This window comes from Micromonospora sp. NPDC047738, from assembly GCF_040642675.1.
Taxonomy (GTDB): domain Bacteria; phylum Actinomycetota; class Actinomycetes; order Mycobacteriales; family Micromonosporaceae; genus Micromonospora.
In genome coordinates this window covers 61,398-80,247 of sequence record NZ_JBEYSO010000019.1, presented here as the reverse complement: position 1 = coordinate 80,247, position 18,850 = coordinate 61,398, and the positions used below count along the sequence as shown (strand labels likewise).

Sequence of the window (18,850 nt, the reverse complement as noted above, 5' to 3'; positions counted from 1 at the left end):
CACCCCGACGCCCCGCCGATCGCGGCGGGCGCTCCGGGGCAGCTGATGATGTCCGTGCCAGCCTAGCGGCACCCGCCACACCGCGTTTTACTCCCTCATGTCGGTTTCTCCCCCGCCGACACCCCGCGCCGGACCGGGGAACCAGCTCAACTCCAGCGGCCGCGCCGGACCACCTCGTCCACCGGTCGCCGTCCGCGGCGCAGCGACGGTGACCGGTGGTCGGGCGCCTGGTAACCGATCGTGACCGCGCCGATCGGCTGGTAGTCGTCCGGCACCTTGAACGCCTCCCGGTACGCCCCGATCCGCTGCGGCGGGATGCCGAAGAAGCACGCCCCCAGGCCCTCGTCCACCGCGGTGAGCAGCATCAGCAACGCGGCGAAGCCGGTGTCCACGTACCAGTAGGGCACCGGCCAGCGGTCCTCGGCGCGGTCCGCCCACCCCTTGTCCGGCTCGGCGTAGCGATCCAGGTAGGCGGAACGGTTGGCGTGCGGCACCACGATCAGCGGGGCCCGGCGCATCCCGGCCAGCCAGCGTTCCCGGCCGCCACCGCCCGGGGTGGCCGCCGCCCAGAACCGCTCCCGGTCCGCCGGCTCCTCCAGCACCAGGAAGCCCCAGCCCTGGGCGAAGCCCGCCGAGGGCGCCCGGATCGCGTGCGCCAGCAGCCGGTCCACCACCTCCGGCGGGACCGGCCGGTCCGGGTCGTAGTTGCGGACCATCCGGCGGCGCCGGACGACGTCGGCGAACTCCATGCTCAGGCCTCGGGCCGGACGCCCCAGGCACCCCGCCAGGTCTGGCCGGGAGCCAGCACGATCAGGTCCCGCCCGGAGCGGAACGCGTCCGGCGGGCAGGTCATCGGCTCGATGGCGACCGAGCGGCGGCGCCGCTCCCCGCTGAGCGTGTCGCCGGTGAAGACCTGCCACCAGCCGAACTCGCGGTCCGCCCAGACGTGCAGCCGGGCCGAGCCGTCCGGCGTGGCGAGGGTCACCGCCGAGCCGCCGTCGGCATCCCGCTCGACGTCGCCGAAGGCCACGTCGAGCACCGCGTCGCCGATCGGGCGGGGCGCGGTGAAGTCGTATTCACTGCCGGCCACCCCGGTCGCCCCGATCGGGAGCAGCCGGCTGTCCACCAGCACCCGGATCCGCCCCGGCACCCGCAGCGACGACTCCGCCACGCCGGTCTTCGGCAGCCGCAGGTAGGGGTGCACCGAGAAGCCGAACGGCGCCGGCTCGCCGGCCAGGTTCGTCACCTCGTGCTCGGCCCGCAGCCCGCCCGTCCCGACCCGCCACCGGGTACGCAGCCGCAGCGGCCACGGGTAGCCGGGCCGCGCCGGCAGTTCGTACCCGACCGTGACGCTGTCCGCCGCCTGCTCGACCAGGTGCCAGGACGCCCAGTTGACCAGCCCGTGGAGGGCGTTGTTGCGGGCCGGCTCGCTCAGGTCGAGCTGCAGCGACCGGTCGGCGAAGGTGTACGCGCCGTCCCGGATCCGGTTCGGCCACGGGGCCAGCACCTGGCCGGCCCCGCCGGGGCAGAGCTCGTCCGTCCCGTACCCGTCGAGGTAGTCCACCCCGTCGTGCCGGTACGCGCGCAGCCCGCCACCCACCTCGACGACGACCGCCTCGTGGCCGTCGGCGGCGATGGTCCACTGTGCCCCCGAGGGCGACCGGTTCACGGCGTTCTCCATGCCGGCGACCTTAGCCCGTCGGCCCCAACCCGCGCCGGACTCAGCCCGCCGGCCGGCACGGGAGGCGGCTCACTTCCGCTCGGCCTCCGCCGTGCTGGCGGCCCGGTAGCGGAGCAGGGCCGGGAAGGCCACCACCAGCAGCACGGCGAGGACGGCCGAGACGAGGCCGCCGCCCACCCAGGCGACGCCGGCGCCGAAGCCGGCGGCCATCGTGCCGGCGCGCAGGTCGCCCAGGCGTGGACCACCGGCGACCACCACGGTGTTCACGCCCTGGAGCCGGCCGCGCATCCGGTCCGGCGCGTAGATCAGCAGCATCGACTGCCGCAACACCGAGCTGACCAGGTCGGCGGCCCCGGCCAGGCCGAGCAGCAGCACCACCAGCCAGAGCTGGCGGGCCAGCCCGGCCAGGGCGATCGCGATGCCCCAGCCCACCACGGCCAGCACCAGCGCCAGCCCCTGCCGCCGCAGCCGGCCGATCCAGCCGGAGGTCAGCCCGCCCACCATCGCGCCGATGGCGATGGCGCTGTAGAGCCAGCCGACGGCTCCGGCACCACCGAGCCGCTCCTGCGCCACCTCGGGGAAGAGCGCCCGCGGCATGGCCAGGACCATCGCGATCAGGTCGATGGCGAACGACAGCAGCAGCACCGGCGTGGTGGCCAGGTAGCGGAACCCGTCCACGATGCTGGCCAGTCCCGCCTTCCGCGGCGTGCCGTCGCCGTCCGCGTCGGGCTCGGGCGGCATCGCCGGCAGGCGCAGGGTGGCCCAGAGCGAGACGGTGAACAGCAGCGCGTCCACCGCGTACGCGATCGGCAGCCCGACGTCGATCCGCCAGGTGGCGAAGATCAGGCCGGCCGTGAGCGGCCCGAAGACCGAGGTCGCGGTGAACGTGGTGAAGTTCAGCGTGCTGGCCGCCGGCACCAGCTCGGCCGGCACCAGCCGGGGCAGGATCGCGCTGCGGGCCGGTGAGGTGATCGCGAAGGCGATCGACTGCACCGCGACCAGGGCGAGCAGCAGCGTCGGGCTGCCCACCCGGAACACCGACTGGAGCAGCAGGCCCAGGGTCGACGCCCAGAGCAGCCCGCCGGCGGCGAGCAGCACCTGGCGCCGGTCCCGGGCGTCGGCGACCGCCCCTCCCCACAGCCCGAAGACCAGCAGCGGCAGGAACCCGGCCACGCCGAGCAGCCCGACCCAGAACGAGCCGCCGGTCAGGGCGAACATCTCGACCGGTACGGCGACCGCGGTGAACTGGAAGCCGAACATCGCCACGCCGTTGCCGAGCCAGACCCGCCGGTACGCGGGCACGCTCAGCGGACGCAGGTCGATCGCCCAGCGGCGCGATCCGCGCGGCCGGGCCTCCTTCACTCCGGTCACGGCGCCAGCCGCTCGGTGATCCAGTCGCCGCCCTCGGTACGGCGGAACCGCAGCCGGTCGTGCAGCCGGCTGACCCGGCCGTGCCAGAACTCCACCGTCTCCGGCCGGACCCGCAGCCCGCCCCAGTGCGGCGGGGCGGGGATCGGGTCCACGTCGGCGAACCGCTCCGCCGCCGCCCGGTACGCCGCGTCCAGCGCGGCCCGCTCCGGGACGACCTGGGACTGGCTGCTGGCCCAGGCGCCGAGCTGGGAGCCGCGCGGCCGGCTGGCGAAGTACGCCTCGGTCTCGGCCCGGTCCACCCGCGCCACCCGCCCGGTGACCACCACCTGGCGCTGCATCGGGAACCAGGGGAAGACCAGGCTGGCCCACGGGTTGGCGGCCGCCTCGGCGGCCTTGCGGGACCCGTAGTTGGTGTAGAAGACGAAGCCGTCCGGGTCGTACCCCTTGAGCAGGACGGTGCGGGCGCTCGGGCGGCCCTCGGCGTCGGCGGTGGCGACCACCATCGCGTTCGGTTCGGGCAGCGGGTACGCCACCGCGTCGGCGAACCAGCGGCCGAACTGGGTGTGCCAGTCCGGTGCCAGGTCCGATTCGGAAAGGCCCAGGTCGGCGGCGTACTCGTTACGCATGCCCGCCGGGGCCGGTGTGTCGCCCGTCACTCCGTCTCCCCCTCGTCGAGGCGACCGCGTCCCCCGACGCTGGCCAGACCCCACCGCCCAGTCTGGCCCAGACCGTGAGCTTGTCCACCCGCGGGGATGAGGCGTGCAGCACAGTCGCCGCGGGTCGCGCACTTGGTTACCGAGCAGGCAAGATGGCACGAACACATCCCTGAGGGTCGCCTAAGGAGCGGGGCCGGATCAGCCCGCGCGGGCGCACCGAGCCGGAAGCCAGGAGACGACATGTCCGACTTCAAACCGGGCCTGGAAGGCGTCGTAGCCTTCGAGACCGAGATCGCCGAACCGGACCGCGAGGGTGGCTCGCTGCGCTATCGCGGCGTGGACATCGAGGATCTGATCGGCCAGGTCTCCTTCGGCAACGTCTGGGCGCTGCTGGTCGACGGGCGCTTCGGCCCGGGCCTGCCGCCGGCCGAGCCGTTCCCGGTGCCGGTGCACTCCGGCGACATCCGCGTCGACGTGCAGTCCGCGGTCGCCATGCTCGCCCCGTACTGGGGCCTCGACCAGCTGCTCGACATCTCCGACGAGCAGGCCCGCGAGGACCTGGCCCGGGTGTCGGTCACCGCGCTCTCCTTCGTCGCCCAGTCCGCCCGCGGCCTCGGCCTGCCCGCCGTGCCGCAGAAGGAGATCGACAAGGCGGAGACGATCGTCGAGCGCTTCATGAAGCGCTGGCGGGGTGAGCCCGACCCGCGGCACGTCAAGGCCGTCGACGCCTACTTCATCTCGGCCGCCGAGCACGGCCTGAACGCCTCCACCTTCACCGCCCGGATCGTCGCCTCCACCGGTGCCGACGCCGCCGCCTGCATCTCCTCCGGCATCGGCGCGCTCTCCGGTCCGCTGCACGGCGGCGCGCCGTCGCGGGTGCTCAGCATGCTGGAGTCGGTCGAGCGCAGCGGCGACGCCGAGGGTTACGTCAAGGGCGTCCTCGACCGGGGCGAGCGGCTGATGGGCTTCGGCCACCGGGTCTACCGGGCCGAGGACCCGCGCGCCCGGGTGCTCCGGCGCACCGCCAAGGAGCTGGGCGCACCCCGCTTCGAGGTCGCCGAGGCGCTGGAGAAGGCCGCGCTGGCCGAGCTGCAGGCCCGCCGCCCGGACCGGGTGCTCGCCACCAACGTCGAGTTCTGGTCGGCCGTGGTGCTGGACTTCGCCGAGGTGCCGGCGCACATGTTCACCTCGATGTTCACCTGTGCCCGGATGGGCGGTTGGTCCGCGCACATCCTGGAGCAGAAGAAGCTCCAGCGGCTGGTCCGCCCCTCGGCCCGGTACGTCGGCCACGGCCCGCGCAAGCCACAGGAGGTCGAGGGCTGGGACGCCATCCCGCACGGCGTCTGATCCCCCGCGTACCCCTCGAAGGGCCTCGTCCGCCGCGGACGGGGCCCTTCGCGCATCGCTGTGGCGCATCCCTCACCGCGGGGTGTGGGACCAGCCGCCGGGCGGGCCGGCCCGGGTGGGAGGATGAAGGCCGGCAGTGCCGCCGGCCCGGGCTCGGATCCCGGCTCCCCCGCGCGCCCACGCGCGGCCGTCGTCGGTCCGCGCCCGCTGAAGGGCCCCTCCTCGCAGCCCACGCGGAAGGATCGAGACAACCGTGGCTGACGCACCGACCATCCGGATTCCCGACGACATCAAGCCCGCCGACGGGCGGTTCGGCTGCGGGCCGTCCAAGGTCCGTCCGGCGGCGGTCTCCGCCCTCGCCGACGTCGCCACCAGCTACCTGGGCACCTCCCACCGGCAGCAGACCGTGCGGGACCAGGTGGCCCGGCTGCGCCGGGGCATCGCCGAGTTCTTCTCCCTCCCCGAGGGCTATGAGGTGGTCATCGGCAACGGCGGCACCACCGCCTTCTGGGAGGTCGCCACCTTCGGCCTGGTCCGCGACCGGGCCCAGTTCGCCAGCTTCGGCGAGTTCGGGGCCAAGTTCGCCAAGTCGGTCAAGGACGCCCCGTTCCTGGGCGAGCCGACGATCCGCAAGTCCGAGCCGGGCAGCGCCCCGACCCTGGTCGCCGAGGTCGGCGTGGACGTCTACGCCACCCCGCACAACGAGACCTCGACCGGCGTGGCCGTGCCGATCAGCCGGGTGCCGGGCGCCGACGAGGGCGCGCTGCTGCTGGTCGACGCCACCTCCGGCGCCGGCGGCCTGGAGGTCAACGTCGGCGAGACGGACGTCTACTACTTCGCCCCGCAGAAGTGCTTCGGCTCCGACGGCGGTCTCTGGCTGGCCCTGATGTCGCCGGCCGCGCTCGCCCGGGCCACCGAGATCAAGGAGTCGGGTCGCTACATCCCGGCCTTCCTCGACCTGGTCACCGCGATCGACAACTCGCGGCTGGAGCAGACGTACAACACCCCGGCGCTGGCCACCATCTTCCTGGCCGCCGAGCAGACCGACTGGATGAACGCCCAGGGCGGCCTGGCCTGGGCGGCCAAGCGCACCGCCGAGAGCGCCGGCATCGTGTACGGCTGGGCCGAGCGGTCCGCGTTCGCCACGCCGTTCGTGGCCGACCCGGCGCTGCGCTCCAACGTGGTCGCCACGATCGACTTCGCCGACGGGGTGGACGCCTCGGCGATCGCGAAGGTGCTGCGCGCCAACGGCATCGTCGACACCGAGCCGTACCGGAAGCTGGGCCGCAACCAGCTCCGGATCGCGCTGTTCCCGGCCGTCGAGCCGGCCGACGTCGAGGCGCTCACCGCGTGCGTCGACCACGTGGTCGAGCGACTCTGATCACCTCGTGACGCTGGGTGGCCGCCGACGCCCCGACGGCCACCCACCGTGATCATCGCCGCAGGTCAGTCGCGACATGCCGGGGTGTCACATCCCCCACCTTCGGGTAGATGCGCGTACGGTGGTGCGAGACGCCCGGGTGGCCGGCTCGTGGCGTGACGGCCAGCGAAGCGGGACGGAGGCAAGCCCATGCGCCCAGTACGCTTCGTCGCCCTCTCCGAGGACGGCCAGGCTCTGGTGCTCGCCGACGAGGTCGGGCGCCTGCTCGCCCTGCCGATCGACGAACGCGTCGCCTCGGTGCTGCACCCCGATCCCGGCGCGGCGCCCCTCGCGGTCGTGGCGACCGCCGCCGACCCGACGCCGTCGCTCTCGCCGCGGGACATCCAGGCCCGGATCCGCTCCGGCGAGTCCGCCGAGGACGTCGCCCGGATCGCCGGTGTCCCGGTCGACCGCGTCCTGCGCTACGCCGGCCCGGTGCTCCAGGAGCGGGCCATGCTCGCCCAGCACGCCCGGCGGACCAGGCTCAAGGGCGCGGAGAAGCCGACCCCGCTGGCCGAGGTGGTCAACGGCCGGCTGGGCCAGCACGGGATCGACACCGAGAAGATCTCCTGGGACGCGTACCGGCGGGACGACGGCACCTGGCGAATCATCGCCACCTGGCCGTCGGGCAAGGCCACCGCGCAGGCGGTCTGGGATCTCGACAAGACCCGGCAGCACGTCACCCCGCACGACGACATGGCGCAATACCTCTGCGCCGAGCGGCCCACGCCGATCCTCGGCCAGGAGCCGGCACCGGAGCGGGGCGGCCACGCGCTGCCCGGCCCGTCGCGCGGCGAGCCGAGCCGGGGCGGGCACGGCCTGCCGGCGCCCGCCGAGCACGCCCGTCCGGGGCGGGACCCGATCCGCGCCGGCCGGGACGCCCTGCTCGCCTCGCTGGACCGGCCGCTCGGCGGTGCGTCCGGGCGGGGTCTCGACACCCGGTCCCCGGCCGCCCTGGCCGGGCCGGAGGCGCCCCGCCAGCGGCCGGTCTCCGGTGGCGCCGCGGCGCTGCTCGGCGGCGGTCCGGGTTCGGCCTTCGACGACGATTCGGACGCGCCGAAGGAGGTCCCGGCCGTACCGTCGCTGGCCGTGCTCCGGCCGCGGCGCACCGGCCCGGCGGCAGCGGCCGGCGGCGGCGAGTCGGCGGAAGCCGGCGGCAAGCCGCGCAAGCGGCTGCCGAGCTGGGACGACGTCCTCTTCGGCAGCGGCCCGGCGGCCCGCGAGTCATCCTGATCCACCCGGTCCACCCTGGCGCGCGACGGCTCCAGGTCGCAGCGCGGCGTCAGACCGGCCTTCATTCGGTCCGGAGCGCCGCCAAGCGGCGCGGAGGCCGAATCATGGCCGCCAGCCGAGCTGGAGTCGTCGCAAGGCACTCGAAGTGCCCGCGTGCCAGGGTGGACCCATGGAGTACACGAACCTGGGACGCACCGGTCTCTCGGTGAGCCGGCTCTGCCTCGGCACCATGAACTTCGGTCCGCAGACCGACGAGCCGGACAGTTTCGCCATCATGGACCGGGCTCTGGAACACGGGATCAACTTCTTCGACACCGCGAACGTCTACGGCTGGAAGCTCGGCGAGGGCGTCACCGAGCAGATCATCGGCCGCTGGTTCGCCCAGGGCGGCGGGCGCCGCGACAAGGTCGTCCTGGCCACCAAGGTGTACGGCAAGATGGGCGACTGGCCCAACGAGCAGGGCCTCAGCGCCCGGCACATCATCCGGGCCTGTGAGGAGTCGCTGCGCCGGCTGCAGACCGACACCATCGACCTGTACCAGATGCACCACATCTCCCGGACCACGCCGTGGGAGGAGATCTGGCAGGCCATGGAGACCCTGGTCGCCCAGGGCAAGGTGTTCTACGTCGGGTCGTCCAACTTCGCCGGCTGGCACATCGCCCGGGCGCAGGCGGCGGCGGGCCGGCGCAACTTCCTCGGCCTCGTCTCCGAGCAGTGCATCTACAACCTGCTCACCCGCCACGTCGAGCTGGAGGTGATCCCGGCCGCGCAGGAGTACGGGCTGGGCATCATCCCCTGGTCGCCACTGCACGGCGGGCTGCTCTCCGGGGTCATCCGGAAGATGGCCGAGGGCGGCGCGGCGCGCGGCACCACCGGCCGGTCGGCCGACGCGCTCGCCGCGCACCGGTCCACCATCGAGGCGTACGAGAAGCTCTGTGCCGACCTCGGCCACGACCCGGCCGACGTGGCGCTGGCCTGGCTGCTCTCCCGGCCCGGGGTGACCGCCCCGATCGTCGGTCCGCGCACGCTGGACCAACTCGACCGGACCCTCGGCGCGTTGGACGTAGACCTCGACGAGGCCACCCTGCAGCGGCTGGACGGGCTCTTCCCGCCGCTCGGCAACGGCGGCCCCGGCCCGGAGGCCTGGGCCTGGTGACCCGTCCCGGGCCGGCCGGACGCGTTCCGGCCGACCGGGCGCGTGCCTGCGCCGCGAGGTCGGCGATCTGGCGGGGTGGATGCACCGAGGACACCGCCCGATCGCCGACCTGGCGCGATCCCCCGGCGGCGCTGGCTTGGATCAGATCGGCCAGGCGGCCAGGCGGTCGTAGGTGGGGCGGGGGCCGGGATGGCTGCGGACCAGCACCAGCTCCTCCGCCGGCCATTCCGGGCCGAGGTAGTCGTGCAGCGCCTCCCGGTCGGCCAGGATGTCGGCGCGGTCGATCCGGTCCCCGGGCCGGGCGATCGTCAGGTGGGCCCGGAACGGTTTCTCGTCGTGCGGCAGCTCGGCGCGGCGCAGCCCGAACCGGATCAGCCGGGCCAGCACGGCCAGCCCCTCGACGTCGCCCCGGACGTCCACCCAGAGCACGGTGAACCGACCGCGCCCGAAGCTGCCCCCACCGCCCAGGCGAAGCCGGGGTGAGTTGTCCCGGCCGTCCCGGAACGTCTCGGTGGCCAGCCCGAGCGCGCTCTCCACGTCGACCAGTCGGTCGTCCGGCACGTCGCCGAGGAAGGCCAGGGTGAGGTGGGCGTTCGCCGGGTCGGCCAGTCGGACGTTGGTGCCGGCGGCGGTGGCGGCACCGACCCGCAGCCGGGCCACCTGGGCGGCGAGGTCGTCGACCGCCGTCCGGGGCGGGTAGACCGCGACGAAGAGCCGCACCGGCGTCAGCGGTGCCGCTGATGGTGCCCGGGCCGGGCCGCGGGCAGAGTGAGCCCGGCCGCGTGCACCAGTCCCTCCACCCGGACGCGTTCGATCTCCCGGTCGACGCCCTCCAGGTCGGCCAGATGCTCGGTGATGTCGAGTGCCCGGCAGGCGGCGCGCAGCCGCTCGTCGTACGCGTCGATGACCGCGCCGTGCCACACCACGGAGCGGTCGGCGGCGGCGAGCCGGTGGCCGCCGAGCCGGCGCAGGTCAACGGCGAGCTGTTCCAGCGGGCGGCGGTCCCCCCGGTCGAACTCGGTGAGGTCGATGTCGCGGGTGAGCGAGTCCGCCTCGATGGCCCGGTCCAGCCGGGCGATTGTCCGGCGTTCGCGGCGCTGCTCCCGCCACTCGGCCCAGCCGCAGGCCACCCGGTCGATGATCTCGTCGGCGCAGAAGAGCAGCGCGAAGACGGCGGGCAGGCAGCAGACGGCGAGGATCGCCAGCATCAACAGAAGTCCCCGCCCCACTCCCACATATCGACGCTAAGCCGCCTCGTGGCGGCCCGCTACCCGTTTGGCGAGATCGGGCCGGAATGCGCAAACGGAAGGACCGGTCCCCGGGGCGGAAACCGGTCCTTCCGGTGGTCACCGGGTCACTCGGCGCCGGGCGAGACCACGTAGAAGCGGGGCATCGGCAGCACCCGCATCCGCAGCCGGGCGCCGGAGCGGCGCAGTTGCCAGGTGAGCGCGAGGAGCGCGGCGGCCAGCGAGATCAGCCCGCCGATCCAGATGCTCGCCCCGGCGCCGAAGGTCTCGGCCACCCAGCCGATGATCGGCGCGCCGACCGGGTTGGTGCCGAGGAAGACCAGCACCCACAGCGCCATCACCCGGCCCCGGAACGCGGCGTCGACGCTGAGCTGGACCCGCTGGTTCGCGGCCTGGGCGAAGAAGACCATGAAGAACCCGGTCGGCAGCAGCAGCGCCACGACCAGCCAGTACGCCCCCGCGAGCCCGACCATGGTGCCGAAGGTGGCGCAGCCGACCGCCGCGCCGAGCACCAGCCAGACCGAGGGGCGGCTGCGCCGCCCGGTGCCGGCCAGCGCGCCGGTCAGCGCACCGACCGCGAGCGCGGTGCTGAACAGGCCGAACGAGGCGGCGCCGGTGTTGAACACGGTCTTGGCCAGCGCGGCGAGGGTGAGCTGGAAGTTGAACAGGCTCATCCCGATCACCGACATCAGCGCCATCGGCAGCAGGATGTCCGGCCGGCGCGCGACGTACCGCAGGCCGTCCACCACCCGGGCCTGGTCGCGCTGGCCGGCCGGCAGCAGGTCCTTGCGGTGCAGCTCGGAGGTACGCATCCGGACCACGTTGACCAGCGGGGCGATCGAGCTGAGCGCGCTGAAGAGGAACACCGGTCCGACGTCGAAGGCGGCGATGGCCAGACCGGCGACGGCCGGGCCGATGATCCGGGCCGAGTTGAAGGTGGCCGCGTTGAGCGAGAGCGCGTTCGGCAGCAGCGGTACGCCGACCAGTTCGGAGACGAACGCCTGCCGGACCGGGGTTTCCACCGCGTTGGCGACGCCGAGCAGGGCGGCGAACGCGAAGACGTGCCACAACTGCACCAGGCCGGTGATCACCAGCAGGCTCATCACCAGCGCCAGCGCGGTCCAGAAGGCGTTGGCGATGAAGAGCAGCAGCCGCTTGTCGTAGCGGTCGGCGAGACGGCCGGAGAGCAGGGTCAGCAGCAGGACGGGGGTGAACTGCAACGCGGTGACCACGCCGAGCGCGGTGGCCGAGTTGTCGCTGAGCTCGAGGACGAGCCAGTCCTGGGCAATGAACATCATCCAGACGCCGATCAACTTGATCAGCTGTCCGGTGGCGAAGAGTCGGTAGTTGCGGACTCGTAGGGACTGGAACATCGTGCTCAGCCTGGCCTGCACGCTAAGTGCGCCTCCTCGCGTCGGGTACGCCTCATCCACGGCGGACGGGGCGGACCGCACGACGCGGTCGGCTCAGGCGCGAGCGATCTCCTGGAGGATGTCGGCGGCCCGCCGCAGCGTGTCGCGTTCCTCCTCGGTGAGTTCGGCCAGCCGGTCGGCCAGCCACTGGTTGCGGGCCCGCTCGAACTGCTCGAGCACGGCCCGTCCCCCCTCGGTCGCCGCGAGGATGACCTGCCGGCCGTCGGTCGGGTGGGGGGTGCGCTGCACGAGGCCGCGCTCCTCCAGCTTTGCGACGATCTTGGTCATCGTCGGCGGCTGCACCCGCTCGACGTCGGACAACTCCCGGGGCGTCAGGGCACCCGCCAGGTTGAGGCTGGTGAGCGCCGAGAGTTGGCTGCCCGTCAGGTCGCCGACCGGGCGGGCCTGCCGGACCCGCCGGTTGAGTCGGGTGATCGCATTACGCAGCTGAGGGGCCAGCTGCGCCGGTGGCACGCGTTTCGCCGTCACCGTCCGCTCCGTCACACTAGTTAGCTTAACTAATGAGCCTGGCTAACGACATGCGATATGACCAGGCTCACCAGAAGATCGACTTTTCCCCGCGTCAGAACACCGCGGACCCGATCGGCCCACGCGGGAAGTACAGGATGAACAACAACGCCGCGGCGTACAACAGGGGGTGGATGTCCGTGGCCTCGCGTACGCTGTGCCGGTGCCTCAGGAGCAACCGCCGCGGCCCGAACCGCTCGACCCGCCGATGGTGCCGTTCGCCGTCGCCGGGCTGATCGTCTGGGCGGTGGTCGGGCTGGTGCTGCTGATCTTCTTCCGCGGTTGGCTCACCGAGCACGGGCACCAGAACTGGCTCTGGACCTGCCTGGCCGGCTTCCTGTGGGGCTTTCCCGGTCTCGCCGTGATGATGCGGCACGACGCCAACCGGCGCCGCCGCCGAGAGGCCACCGCCCGCCGGGACTGACCCGGGCGGCGGTCAGGACAGCCCGTCAGGGGTGCCCGTACGGCTCCGCCGGCTCGGCCGCCTCCACCGAGCCGGGAGCCCGGCTGACCGACACCGCCTCGACCGCGCTGTCGTCGTAGACCGTGGGCAGCTCGTCGACCGGCGTCTCGGCCGTCTCTGCCAGCGTCTCCGAGTGCGCCCCGCAGCCGTGGTCGGCGCTCACCACCCGGCCGTCGTCGGGGGCGTAGAAGTTGCCGCACGCGCCGAAGGACTGCCGCAACGCGCCGGCGAGGGGAAGGTAGAAGCCGCAGGTGCCGCAGCGGGCGGCGGCCGGCGCGGCCACCGAGATCGCGGCGTTCGGGCCGTGGTCGCCGTCGTACCAGCGCTGGGCGGCGTCCGAGCGGCCCTCCCGGGACAGCACCCGGGGCCGGCCCAGACCCAGCTCCCACGCGGTCTCCTCGACCGCCGGGTCGTCGGAGAGCAGGTAGCCCGGGGCGAGGCGCTCGTCGTCCGGCGGGGTGGGCAGCAGGTCGCCCGGGCCCAGGTCGCCCGGCTTGAGCCGCTCCTGCCAGGGCACCCAGCCGGGGGCGAGCAGCGCGTCGGGGCCGGGCAGCAGGACCGTCTCGCAGATCGTGACGTGCCGGCTGCGCGGCACCCGGGTCACCGTGACGGCCCAGCGCCAGCCGCGGTATCCCGCCAGCCGGCAGTCAAAGTAGTGGGTGACGAGCCGGTCGCCTTCGGCGACGGCCTGGAGGTGCTCGCCGACGTCGGCGGGGTCCACCTCGGTGATGGCGGCGCGGGCCACCTCGACGGCGGCGGCGCAGACCTGGTCGAGCCGGGGAGCGCGGGCGGAGGCGGGCCTGGTCACCCGCCCATTGTTCCCCATGCCCACGGTCGGCTGTCAGGCACTCCCCGGAGTCGTTCTCCACAGGTGGTGCGGCGCGGGCCGATCAGATGGGCCAGGATGGGAGACATGCCGCTGTCCTCCCGCTCCGGCCGGTCCCTCCTCGGGCGGACCGTCGGCACCGGCATCCGTGCCACCCGCCTGCTGCTCCGCGGCTCGCTGCACGGCGGACGGTGGATGACCCGGCGGGCCGGCTCGGCCCGGGCGCGCAGCGCCGGCAACGAGGTGGGCATGGTCCGCCTCTTCGACCTGCACGCCCTCTCCTGCGCGGGGGACACGCTGATCGCCATCGGCCTGGCCGGGACGATCTTCTTCGACGTGCCGCTCGGCGAGGCGCGGAACAAGGTCGCCCTCTACCTGCTGGTGACCATGGTGCCGTTCGCCATGCTCGCCCCGGTGGTCGGGCCGCTGCTGGACCACTTCCGGCACGGCCGCCGGTACGCCCTGGCGACCACCATGCTCGGCCGGGCCTTCCTCGCCTGGCTGCTCTCCGACTACCTCGGCAGTTTCGGGCTCTACCCGGCGGCGTTCGGCGTGCTCGCCCTCTCCCGGGCGTACGGGGTGGCCCGCTCGGCGGCCGTACCCCGGCTGCTGCCCGAGGGGCTGGGGCTGTCCCAGGTGGGTGCCCGGGCGAGCGTCTACGGGACGGTGGCGGGCGGCCTGGTCGCCCCGCTCGGGCTGGCCACGTTCTGGTTCGGGGCGCAGTGGCCGCTCCGGGTGGCCTCGCTGATCTTCCTGGTCGGCATGGTGATCGCGTTGCGCCTGCCGCCGCGGGCGGACTCGGAGCCGCCGGAGCGGGTGCCGCAGCCGTTCCGGGCACTGCGCCGCCGGGACGGGGAACGACCGCTGGGTCGGGGCCGCCCGGCCGGCCGCCTGGTGATCGCCACCCTGATCGGCGCCGCCGCGCTGCGCGGGGTGTACGGCTTCCTGCTGCTCTTCCTGGCGTTCGCCATCAAGGCCGGCGACCTGACCACCGACTTCTTCGGCCGGGACCTGGGCGCCCAGGGTGCGCTGGGCCTGGTCGGCGGCGCGCTGGCGGTGGGCACCTTCCTGGCCACCGCGGTCGGCACCCGGCTGCGCATCCACCGGCCGGCCGCGATCCAGTCCAGCGGCACGATCGTCGTGGCCGGGGTGGGGGTGCTGGCCGCGCTGAAGTTCTCGCTGCCGCTGGTGGCGCTGCTCTGCCTGGTCGCCTCGCTGATGAGCGGGATCGCCAAGCTCGCGGTCGACGCGTCGATCCAGGAGCGGATCCCGGAGCGGCTGCGGGCCAGCTCCTTCGCCCACTCGGAGACCGCGCTCATGCTCGCCTTCGTGGCGGGCGGTGGGCTCGGGCTGGTCCCCTTCACCGGCCGGGTCGGGGTCGCGGTGGCCGCCGGCGTGGCGGCGCTGGTGGCCGCGCGCGGCGTGCTGGTGGCCAGCCGGCTGCGTAACGAGCGCCTGGTCGGCCGGCCGCTCGGGGACGAGGAGCTGGCCGCCGAGCAGGCCGAGCCGGCGGAGGGGGTGGCCGACTCCACGCCCACCTCGCCGGCCCCCGCCCAGGCCGCCACGCCCGCCCCGGCCGACGACGACGGGCTCGCGCCGCCCGGGTTCCACATCTACCGCCCGTCCTCCTCCCCGGTCGGCGGGCCGGGCGGGGCCGAGGAGGAGAACCGACAGGGTCCGCGAGGGCCGGTGGCGTGAGCAAGCGGAGCGAGCGAACCATTCGGCTCAGCAGCGTGGCGTCTCGCGCCGCCGCCGAGCGGAGCGAGGCGGCGGCGTGAGGGGACTGCTGGTGGTGACCGCCGTACCTGCCGAGGCGGAGGCGATCCGGGCCGGGCTGGCCGACCCGGCGGTCACGGTCACCCCGGTCGGGGTGGGCCCGGCCGTCGCCGGAGCCGCCACCGCCCGGCTGCTGGCGCTCGCCGAGGCGGCCGGGCGGCCGTACCGGGCGGTGGTCAGCGCGGGCATCGCCGGCGGATTCGTCGACCGGGTGGAGATCGGCGGCGCCGTGCTGGCGACCCGCAGCGTCGCGGCGGACCTGGGCGCCGAGTCACCGGAGGGTTTCCTCCCGATCGAGGAGCTGGGCATGTCGGCGGAGCTGCTCGGCGTCGGGAGTGGCGTACCCGCCGACCCGGAGCTGCTGGGTGCCCTGCGTACGGCCCTGCCGCAGGCCACCGTCGGCGTGGTGCTCACGGTCAGCACGGTGACCGGCACGGCCGCCAGCACAGCCGCCCTCGCCGCCCGGCACCCCTACGCGGTGGCCGAGGCCATGGAGGGGTACGGCGTCGCCGTCGCCGCCGCCCAGGCCGGCCTGCCCTTCGCCGAGCTGCGCACGGTCTCCAACCCGATCGGGCCCCGGGACCGGGGCTCCTGGCGGATGCGGGAGGCGTTCGCCGCCCTCACCGCGGCGGCGGCCGCCCTGCGTTGACCGGCCGCTCCAGCCGCAACGCGGCCGGCCGGCTCGCCTCCAGCTCAAACCCGCACCTCAGCAGGAAGCTGATGCCGGGCTCCTGGGTCAGCGCCCGCACCACCCCGATGCCGGCCCTCGCCAACTCCCCGGCGAGCGCCTCCAACAGCCGACGGCCGATCCCGAGCCGACGGTGCCGGGCGGCGACGAGCAGCCCATCCAGGACGGCCTCCCGTTCCCCCGGGCGTTCCTCGCCGCCCCAGTAGAGATGCGGGCTCTGCTCGTGCGCCCGAAGCTCCCCGACCAGGTCGCCGCCGGGCAACTCCGCCACGAACCGCCAGGACGTGGCCGTCTGGGTCCCGGTCACCCGCCGAACCGTCACCGACCCACGCACCCATTCCGCCTCGCGCCGCCGATCCCGGTACTCCCGGTTCATCTCGTACGTCGCCGGTGGCAGCGGCAGCGGCCACTTCTCCGGCGGCAGGTTGTACCACTCCGCCCACCACGCCCCGGGCCAGTCCTTCGGCTCGCGGACCTCCCACACGTCGAGGTGGGCCGGATACCGGCGCCCGGCCTGGTCACGCAGCTCATCGTGCGGCACCGGCGCTGGCAGCTGGCGTGGTCCGGCGGGTCCGGCGACCGTGGAGTCGCCGGATGTCGGTTCGTGGCAGGAGAACTGGACTTCACCCCCGGCGGCCCTGATCAACCGCTCCACCGTCCGGTACCGGGGGTCGATGGCCCGGCCGGACTCGATCCGCGCGACCGTAGCCTGAGGCACGCGTGCCTGGGCAGCCAGTTCACGCTGGCTCAGGTCGGCCCGCCGCCGCAGCCGGCGTAGCAGATCACCCAGGTCTATGCCCGGCTCGATCGAAGAATGCGACTCCACCACACCCGAAATGTGCCCCAGCCTCACGCGCCCTTTCAACAGCGCATACCCACCTGTGGATAACCCTGTGGACATCCGCTTCGTGACGTGGCGAGGTGTGGATAGCGAAGCGCTTTGGAGCCGAGTCGCTGGTGATATCGCCGGCTCGCCACCCAGCCAGAGCCGGAAGCGCGCGCCGCCCAGCCATAGCTGAAGAGGGGCCGACGACCATCCGTGAATCGTCTGCGATGTCAGCTCCAAAGCGAGCAGCGAGTCTTGTCTCCGCCAGCGCGAGGCAACGCCCGGTTCCGGTCAGGCCACCCGCCGTCGAAGGACGGCACACCACTGCGGCGTCACGGTGGCGGGACCGGGGTGGCGGGTGGTCCGCAGCGCGGAGTTACGGTGGGGGCGTGGCCCTCTCCCTGGCGATCTCCCCGTGCCCCAACGACACCTTCGTCTTCGACGCCCTGGTGCACGGCCGGGTGCCGGGCGCGCCGCCCGTCGAGGTGACCTACGCCGACGTGGACGTGACCAACACGGCCGCCGAACGCGGGGCGTTCGACCTGGTGAAGGTGAGCTACGCGGCGCTGCCCTGGCTGCTCGACGACTACCATCTGCTGCCCTGCGGCGGCGCGTTGGGCCGGGGCTGCGGCCCGCTGGTGCTCACCCGCGGCGACCGGACCGACCTCACCGGCGCGACGGTCGCGGTGCCGGGCGAGCGGACCACGGCGTACCTGCTGTTCCGGCTCTGGTCGGCGGAACGGCCGCCGGCGCGGATCGAGGTGGTGCCGTTCCACGAGATCATGCCGGGCGTCGCCGCCGGCCGGTACGACGCCGGCCTGGTGATCCACGAGGCCCGGTTCACGTACCCCCGGCACGGGCTGACCGCCCTGGTCGACCTCGGCGAGTGGTGGGAGGGCGACAGCGGCCTGCCGATCCCGCTCGGCGCGATCCTGGCCCGCAAGGGCGCGGTCGACCCGGTCGAGGCTGCCGCCTGGATCCGCGAGTCGGTCCGCCAGGCCTGGGCCGACCCGGAGGCCAGCCGGGCGTACGTCCTCTCCCACGCGCAGGAGATGGAGCCCGACGTGGTGGACCGACACATCGCCCTCTACGTCAACGAGTTCACCGCCGACCTGGGTGACGCCGGCTTCGCCGCCGTCGAGGCGCTGCTGGGTCGGGCCGCCGACGCCGGGCTCGTCCCTCAGACCTCCAGCTCGCGCGCCACCGCGTGGACCAGCTGAGCGATCTTCTGCGCAGTCTTCCGGTCCGGGAAACGACCCCGGCGCAGGTCCGGCTGGACCTTCGCCTCCAGCACCTTGATCATGTCTTCGACCAGGCCGTGCAGCTCCTCGGCCGGCCGGCGGCGCAGCTCCGCCACGGACGGCGGCGCCTCCAGCAGCTTCACGCCCATGGCCTGCGCGCCCCGGCGGCTGTCGACCACGCTGAAATCGACCCGCTGGCCACCCTTGAGGTCGGCGACGCCGGCCGGTAGCGCGCCCTTGGGCAGGAACACGTCGCCACCCTCGTCACTGGTGACAAAGCCGTATCCCTTGGCCGCGTCATACCACTTCACTCGACCCGTCGGCACCTGACAACCCCTGCTTCGCTCGAGATAACTACCCCTTCAAGGCTAGCCGGATGATCCGGTCCAGCGCCGCCGGGAATCCGGTGAGATCATCCAGCACCACGTGGGCACCCGCGTCCCCCAGTTCGTTCCCCGAGCAGGGCCCGGTTGTCACTCCCACGCCCGGGATTCCCGCGGCCTGCGCGGCTGCCATGTCGGCGACGTGATCCCCGACGTAGAGGGTCGCACCGTGCTCCCGCAGCGCGGTCGCCTTCTGCTCGGCGAAGAGGTCCCCGGCCAGCTCGTCGACGGCCAGCCCGAGGTGATCCAGGTGCAGCTTCGCCAGCCGCCCGATCTTCGAAGTCACCACCATCACCCGGCCCCCGCGCGCATGCACCGCGTCGATCGCGGCCTCCGCGCCGGGCATCGGCAGCGTCGGCGTGATCGCGTACGCCGGGTAGAGCTCGCGATAGGCGACCACCGCCTCCTCCACCCGCTCCGGCGGGAACCAGTGGGCGATTTCCGTACGCAGCGGCGGGCCGAGCCGGGACACCGCCAGGTCCGCGTCAACGGGCACGCCGGTCAGCGCGGTCAACGCCCGGTAGGCGGCGGCGATGCCGGGGCGCGAGTCGACCAGGGTCATGTCGAGGTCGAAGCCGACCATCAGTGGAGGCATG

20 protein-coding genes are annotated in these 18,850 nt (G+C 73.9%); 8 read left to right on the top strand and 12 right to left on the bottom strand.

Annotation, left to right across the window (positions count from 1 at the left end):
- Nucleotides 1–146 precede the first annotated feature (146 nt).
- The 4 genes from ABZ783_RS25495 to pdxH all read right to left on the bottom strand — a co-directional run bounded on the left by ABZ783_RS25495 (nucleotide 147) and on the right by pdxH (nucleotide 3,678).
- Nucleotides 147–749 (bottom strand): nitroreductase family protein, encoded by a 603-nt coding sequence (locus ABZ783_RS25495; protein WP_357442195.1) that lies wholly within the window; start codon nucleotides 747–749, stop codon nucleotides 147–149.
- A 2-nt stretch (nucleotides 750–751) separates the two neighbouring features.
- Complete coding sequence (locus ABZ783_RS25490) at nucleotides 752–1,681, bottom strand: aldose 1-epimerase family protein (RefSeq protein ID WP_357442194.1); 930 nt, start codon at nucleotides 1,679–1,681, stop codon at nucleotides 752–754.
- A 69-nt stretch (nucleotides 1,682–1,750) separates the two neighbouring features.
- A complete protein-coding gene (locus ABZ783_RS25485) occupies nucleotides 1,751–3,052 on the bottom strand; it encodes an MFS transporter (RefSeq protein ID WP_357442193.1) in 1,302 nt (433 codons plus the stop codon).
- Nucleotides 3,049–3,678 (bottom strand): pyridoxamine 5'-phosphate oxidase, encoded by a 630-nt coding sequence (gene pdxH, locus ABZ783_RS25480; RefSeq protein ID WP_357442308.1) that lies wholly within the window; start codon nucleotides 3,676–3,678, stop codon nucleotides 3,049–3,051. Before pdxH ends, ABZ783_RS25485 begins: the two co-directional genes overlap by 4 nt.
- Before the next feature lie 270 nt (nucleotides 3,679–3,948).
- Between pdxH and ABZ783_RS25475 the strand changes: the two genes are divergently transcribed.
- The 4 genes from ABZ783_RS25475 to ABZ783_RS25460 all read left to right on the top strand — a co-directional run bounded on the left by ABZ783_RS25475 (nucleotide 3,949) and on the right by ABZ783_RS25460 (nucleotide 8,864).
- On the top strand, nucleotides 3,949–5,055 hold the full coding sequence (locus tag ABZ783_RS25475; RefSeq protein ID WP_357442192.1) for a citrate synthase 2: 1,107 nt from the start codon (nucleotides 3,949–3,951) through the stop codon (nucleotides 5,053–5,055).
- 253 nt (nucleotides 5,056–5,308) lie between these two features.
- The gene (gene serC, locus ABZ783_RS25470; RefSeq protein WP_357442191.1) at nucleotides 5,309–6,436 is read left to right on the top strand and encodes a phosphoserine transaminase; all 1,128 of its coding nucleotides are present in this window, start codon (nucleotides 5,309–5,311) and stop codon (nucleotides 6,434–6,436) included.
- Between the two features lie 189 nt (nucleotides 6,437–6,625).
- Nucleotides 6,626–7,708 carry a septation protein SepH gene (sepH, locus tag ABZ783_RS25465; RefSeq protein ID WP_357442190.1) on the top strand — a complete coding sequence of 361 codons (1,083 nt, stop codon included), beginning with the start codon at nucleotides 6,626–6,628 and terminating at the stop codon, nucleotides 7,706–7,708.
- A 169-nt stretch (nucleotides 7,709–7,877) separates the two neighbouring features.
- Nucleotides 7,878–8,864 (top strand): aldo/keto reductase, encoded by a 987-nt coding sequence (locus tag ABZ783_RS25460; RefSeq protein WP_357442189.1) that lies wholly within the window; start codon nucleotides 7,878–7,880, stop codon nucleotides 8,862–8,864.
- Nucleotides 8,865–9,005: 141 nt separating this feature from the next.
- On the opposite strand, the gene thpR is transcribed toward ABZ783_RS25460, so the two are convergent.
- The 4 genes from thpR to ABZ783_RS25440 form a co-directional block, all read right to left on the bottom strand.
- Nucleotides 9,006–9,584: an RNA 2',3'-cyclic phosphodiesterase gene (thpR, locus tag ABZ783_RS25455; RefSeq protein WP_357442188.1), complete on the bottom strand. Its 579-nt coding sequence runs from the start codon at nucleotides 9,582–9,584 to the stop codon at nucleotides 9,006–9,008.
- Nucleotides 9,585–9,589: 5 nt separating this feature from the next.
- Entirely contained in the window at nucleotides 9,590–10,099 is a 510-nt protein-coding gene (locus tag ABZ783_RS25450) for a hypothetical protein (RefSeq protein ID WP_357442187.1), read from the bottom strand.
- A gap of 119 nt (nucleotides 10,100–10,218) precedes the next feature.
- Entirely contained in the window at nucleotides 10,219–11,505 is a 1,287-nt protein-coding gene (locus ABZ783_RS25445) for an MFS transporter (RefSeq protein ID WP_357442186.1), read from the bottom strand.
- A gap of 72 nt (nucleotides 11,506–11,577) precedes the next feature.
- Nucleotides 11,578–12,027, bottom strand: a complete 450-nt coding sequence (locus ABZ783_RS25440) for a MarR family transcriptional regulator (protein ID WP_357442185.1) — start codon at nucleotides 12,025–12,027, stop codon at nucleotides 11,578–11,580.
- 187 nt (nucleotides 12,028–12,214) lie between these two features.
- Between ABZ783_RS25440 and ABZ783_RS25435 the strand changes: the two genes are divergently transcribed.
- A complete protein-coding gene (locus ABZ783_RS25435; protein ID WP_357442184.1) occupies nucleotides 12,215–12,475 on the top strand; it encodes a DUF2530 domain-containing protein in 261 nt (86 codons plus the stop codon).
- A gap of 25 nt (nucleotides 12,476–12,500) precedes the next feature.
- On the opposite strand, the gene ABZ783_RS25430 is transcribed toward ABZ783_RS25435, so the two are convergent.
- Nucleotides 12,501–13,340, bottom strand: a complete 840-nt coding sequence (locus ABZ783_RS25430; protein WP_357442183.1) for a DUF3027 domain-containing protein — start codon at nucleotides 13,338–13,340, stop codon at nucleotides 12,501–12,503.
- An 87-nt stretch (nucleotides 13,341–13,427) separates the two neighbouring features.
- Here ABZ783_RS25430 and ABZ783_RS25425 point away from each other — a divergent pair, with 87 nt between their 5' ends.
- Both ABZ783_RS25425 and ABZ783_RS25420 read left to right on the top strand, forming a co-directional pair.
- Complete coding sequence (locus tag ABZ783_RS25425; protein ID WP_357442182.1) at nucleotides 13,428–15,038, top strand: MFS transporter; 1,611 nt, start codon at nucleotides 13,428–13,430, stop codon at nucleotides 15,036–15,038.
- A 76-nt stretch (nucleotides 15,039–15,114) separates the two neighbouring features.
- Entirely contained in the window at nucleotides 15,115–15,765 is a 651-nt protein-coding gene (locus ABZ783_RS25420) for a futalosine hydrolase (protein ID WP_357442181.1), read from the top strand.
- Here the strand turns inward: ABZ783_RS25420 and ABZ783_RS25415 are convergent.
- A complete protein-coding gene (locus ABZ783_RS25415; RefSeq protein ID WP_357442180.1) occupies nucleotides 15,737–16,630 on the bottom strand; it encodes a GNAT family N-acetyltransferase in 894 nt (297 codons plus the stop codon). The genes ABZ783_RS25420 and ABZ783_RS25415 overlap by 29 nt on opposite strands.
- A 389-nt stretch (nucleotides 16,631–17,019) precedes the next feature.
- Between ABZ783_RS25415 and ABZ783_RS25410 the strand changes: the two genes are divergently transcribed.
- A complete protein-coding gene (locus tag ABZ783_RS25410) occupies nucleotides 17,020–17,850 on the top strand; it encodes a 1,4-dihydroxy-6-naphthoate synthase (RefSeq protein ID WP_357442179.1) in 831 nt (276 codons plus the stop codon).
- Here the strand turns inward: ABZ783_RS25410 and ABZ783_RS25405 are convergent.
- Together ABZ783_RS25405 and ABZ783_RS25400 are read right to left on the bottom strand one after the other, a co-directional pair.
- The gene (locus tag ABZ783_RS25405; RefSeq protein ID WP_026267952.1) at nucleotides 17,811–18,197 is read right to left on the bottom strand and encodes a cold shock domain-containing protein; all 387 of its coding nucleotides are present in this window, start codon (nucleotides 18,195–18,197) and stop codon (nucleotides 17,811–17,813) included. The genes ABZ783_RS25410 and ABZ783_RS25405 overlap by 40 nt on opposite strands.
- Before the next feature lie 28 nt (nucleotides 18,198–18,225).
- A complete protein-coding gene (locus tag ABZ783_RS25400) occupies nucleotides 18,226–18,849 on the bottom strand; it encodes an HAD hydrolase-like protein (RefSeq protein ID WP_357442178.1) in 624 nt (207 codons plus the stop codon).
- Nucleotide 18,850 lies beyond the last annotated feature (1 nt).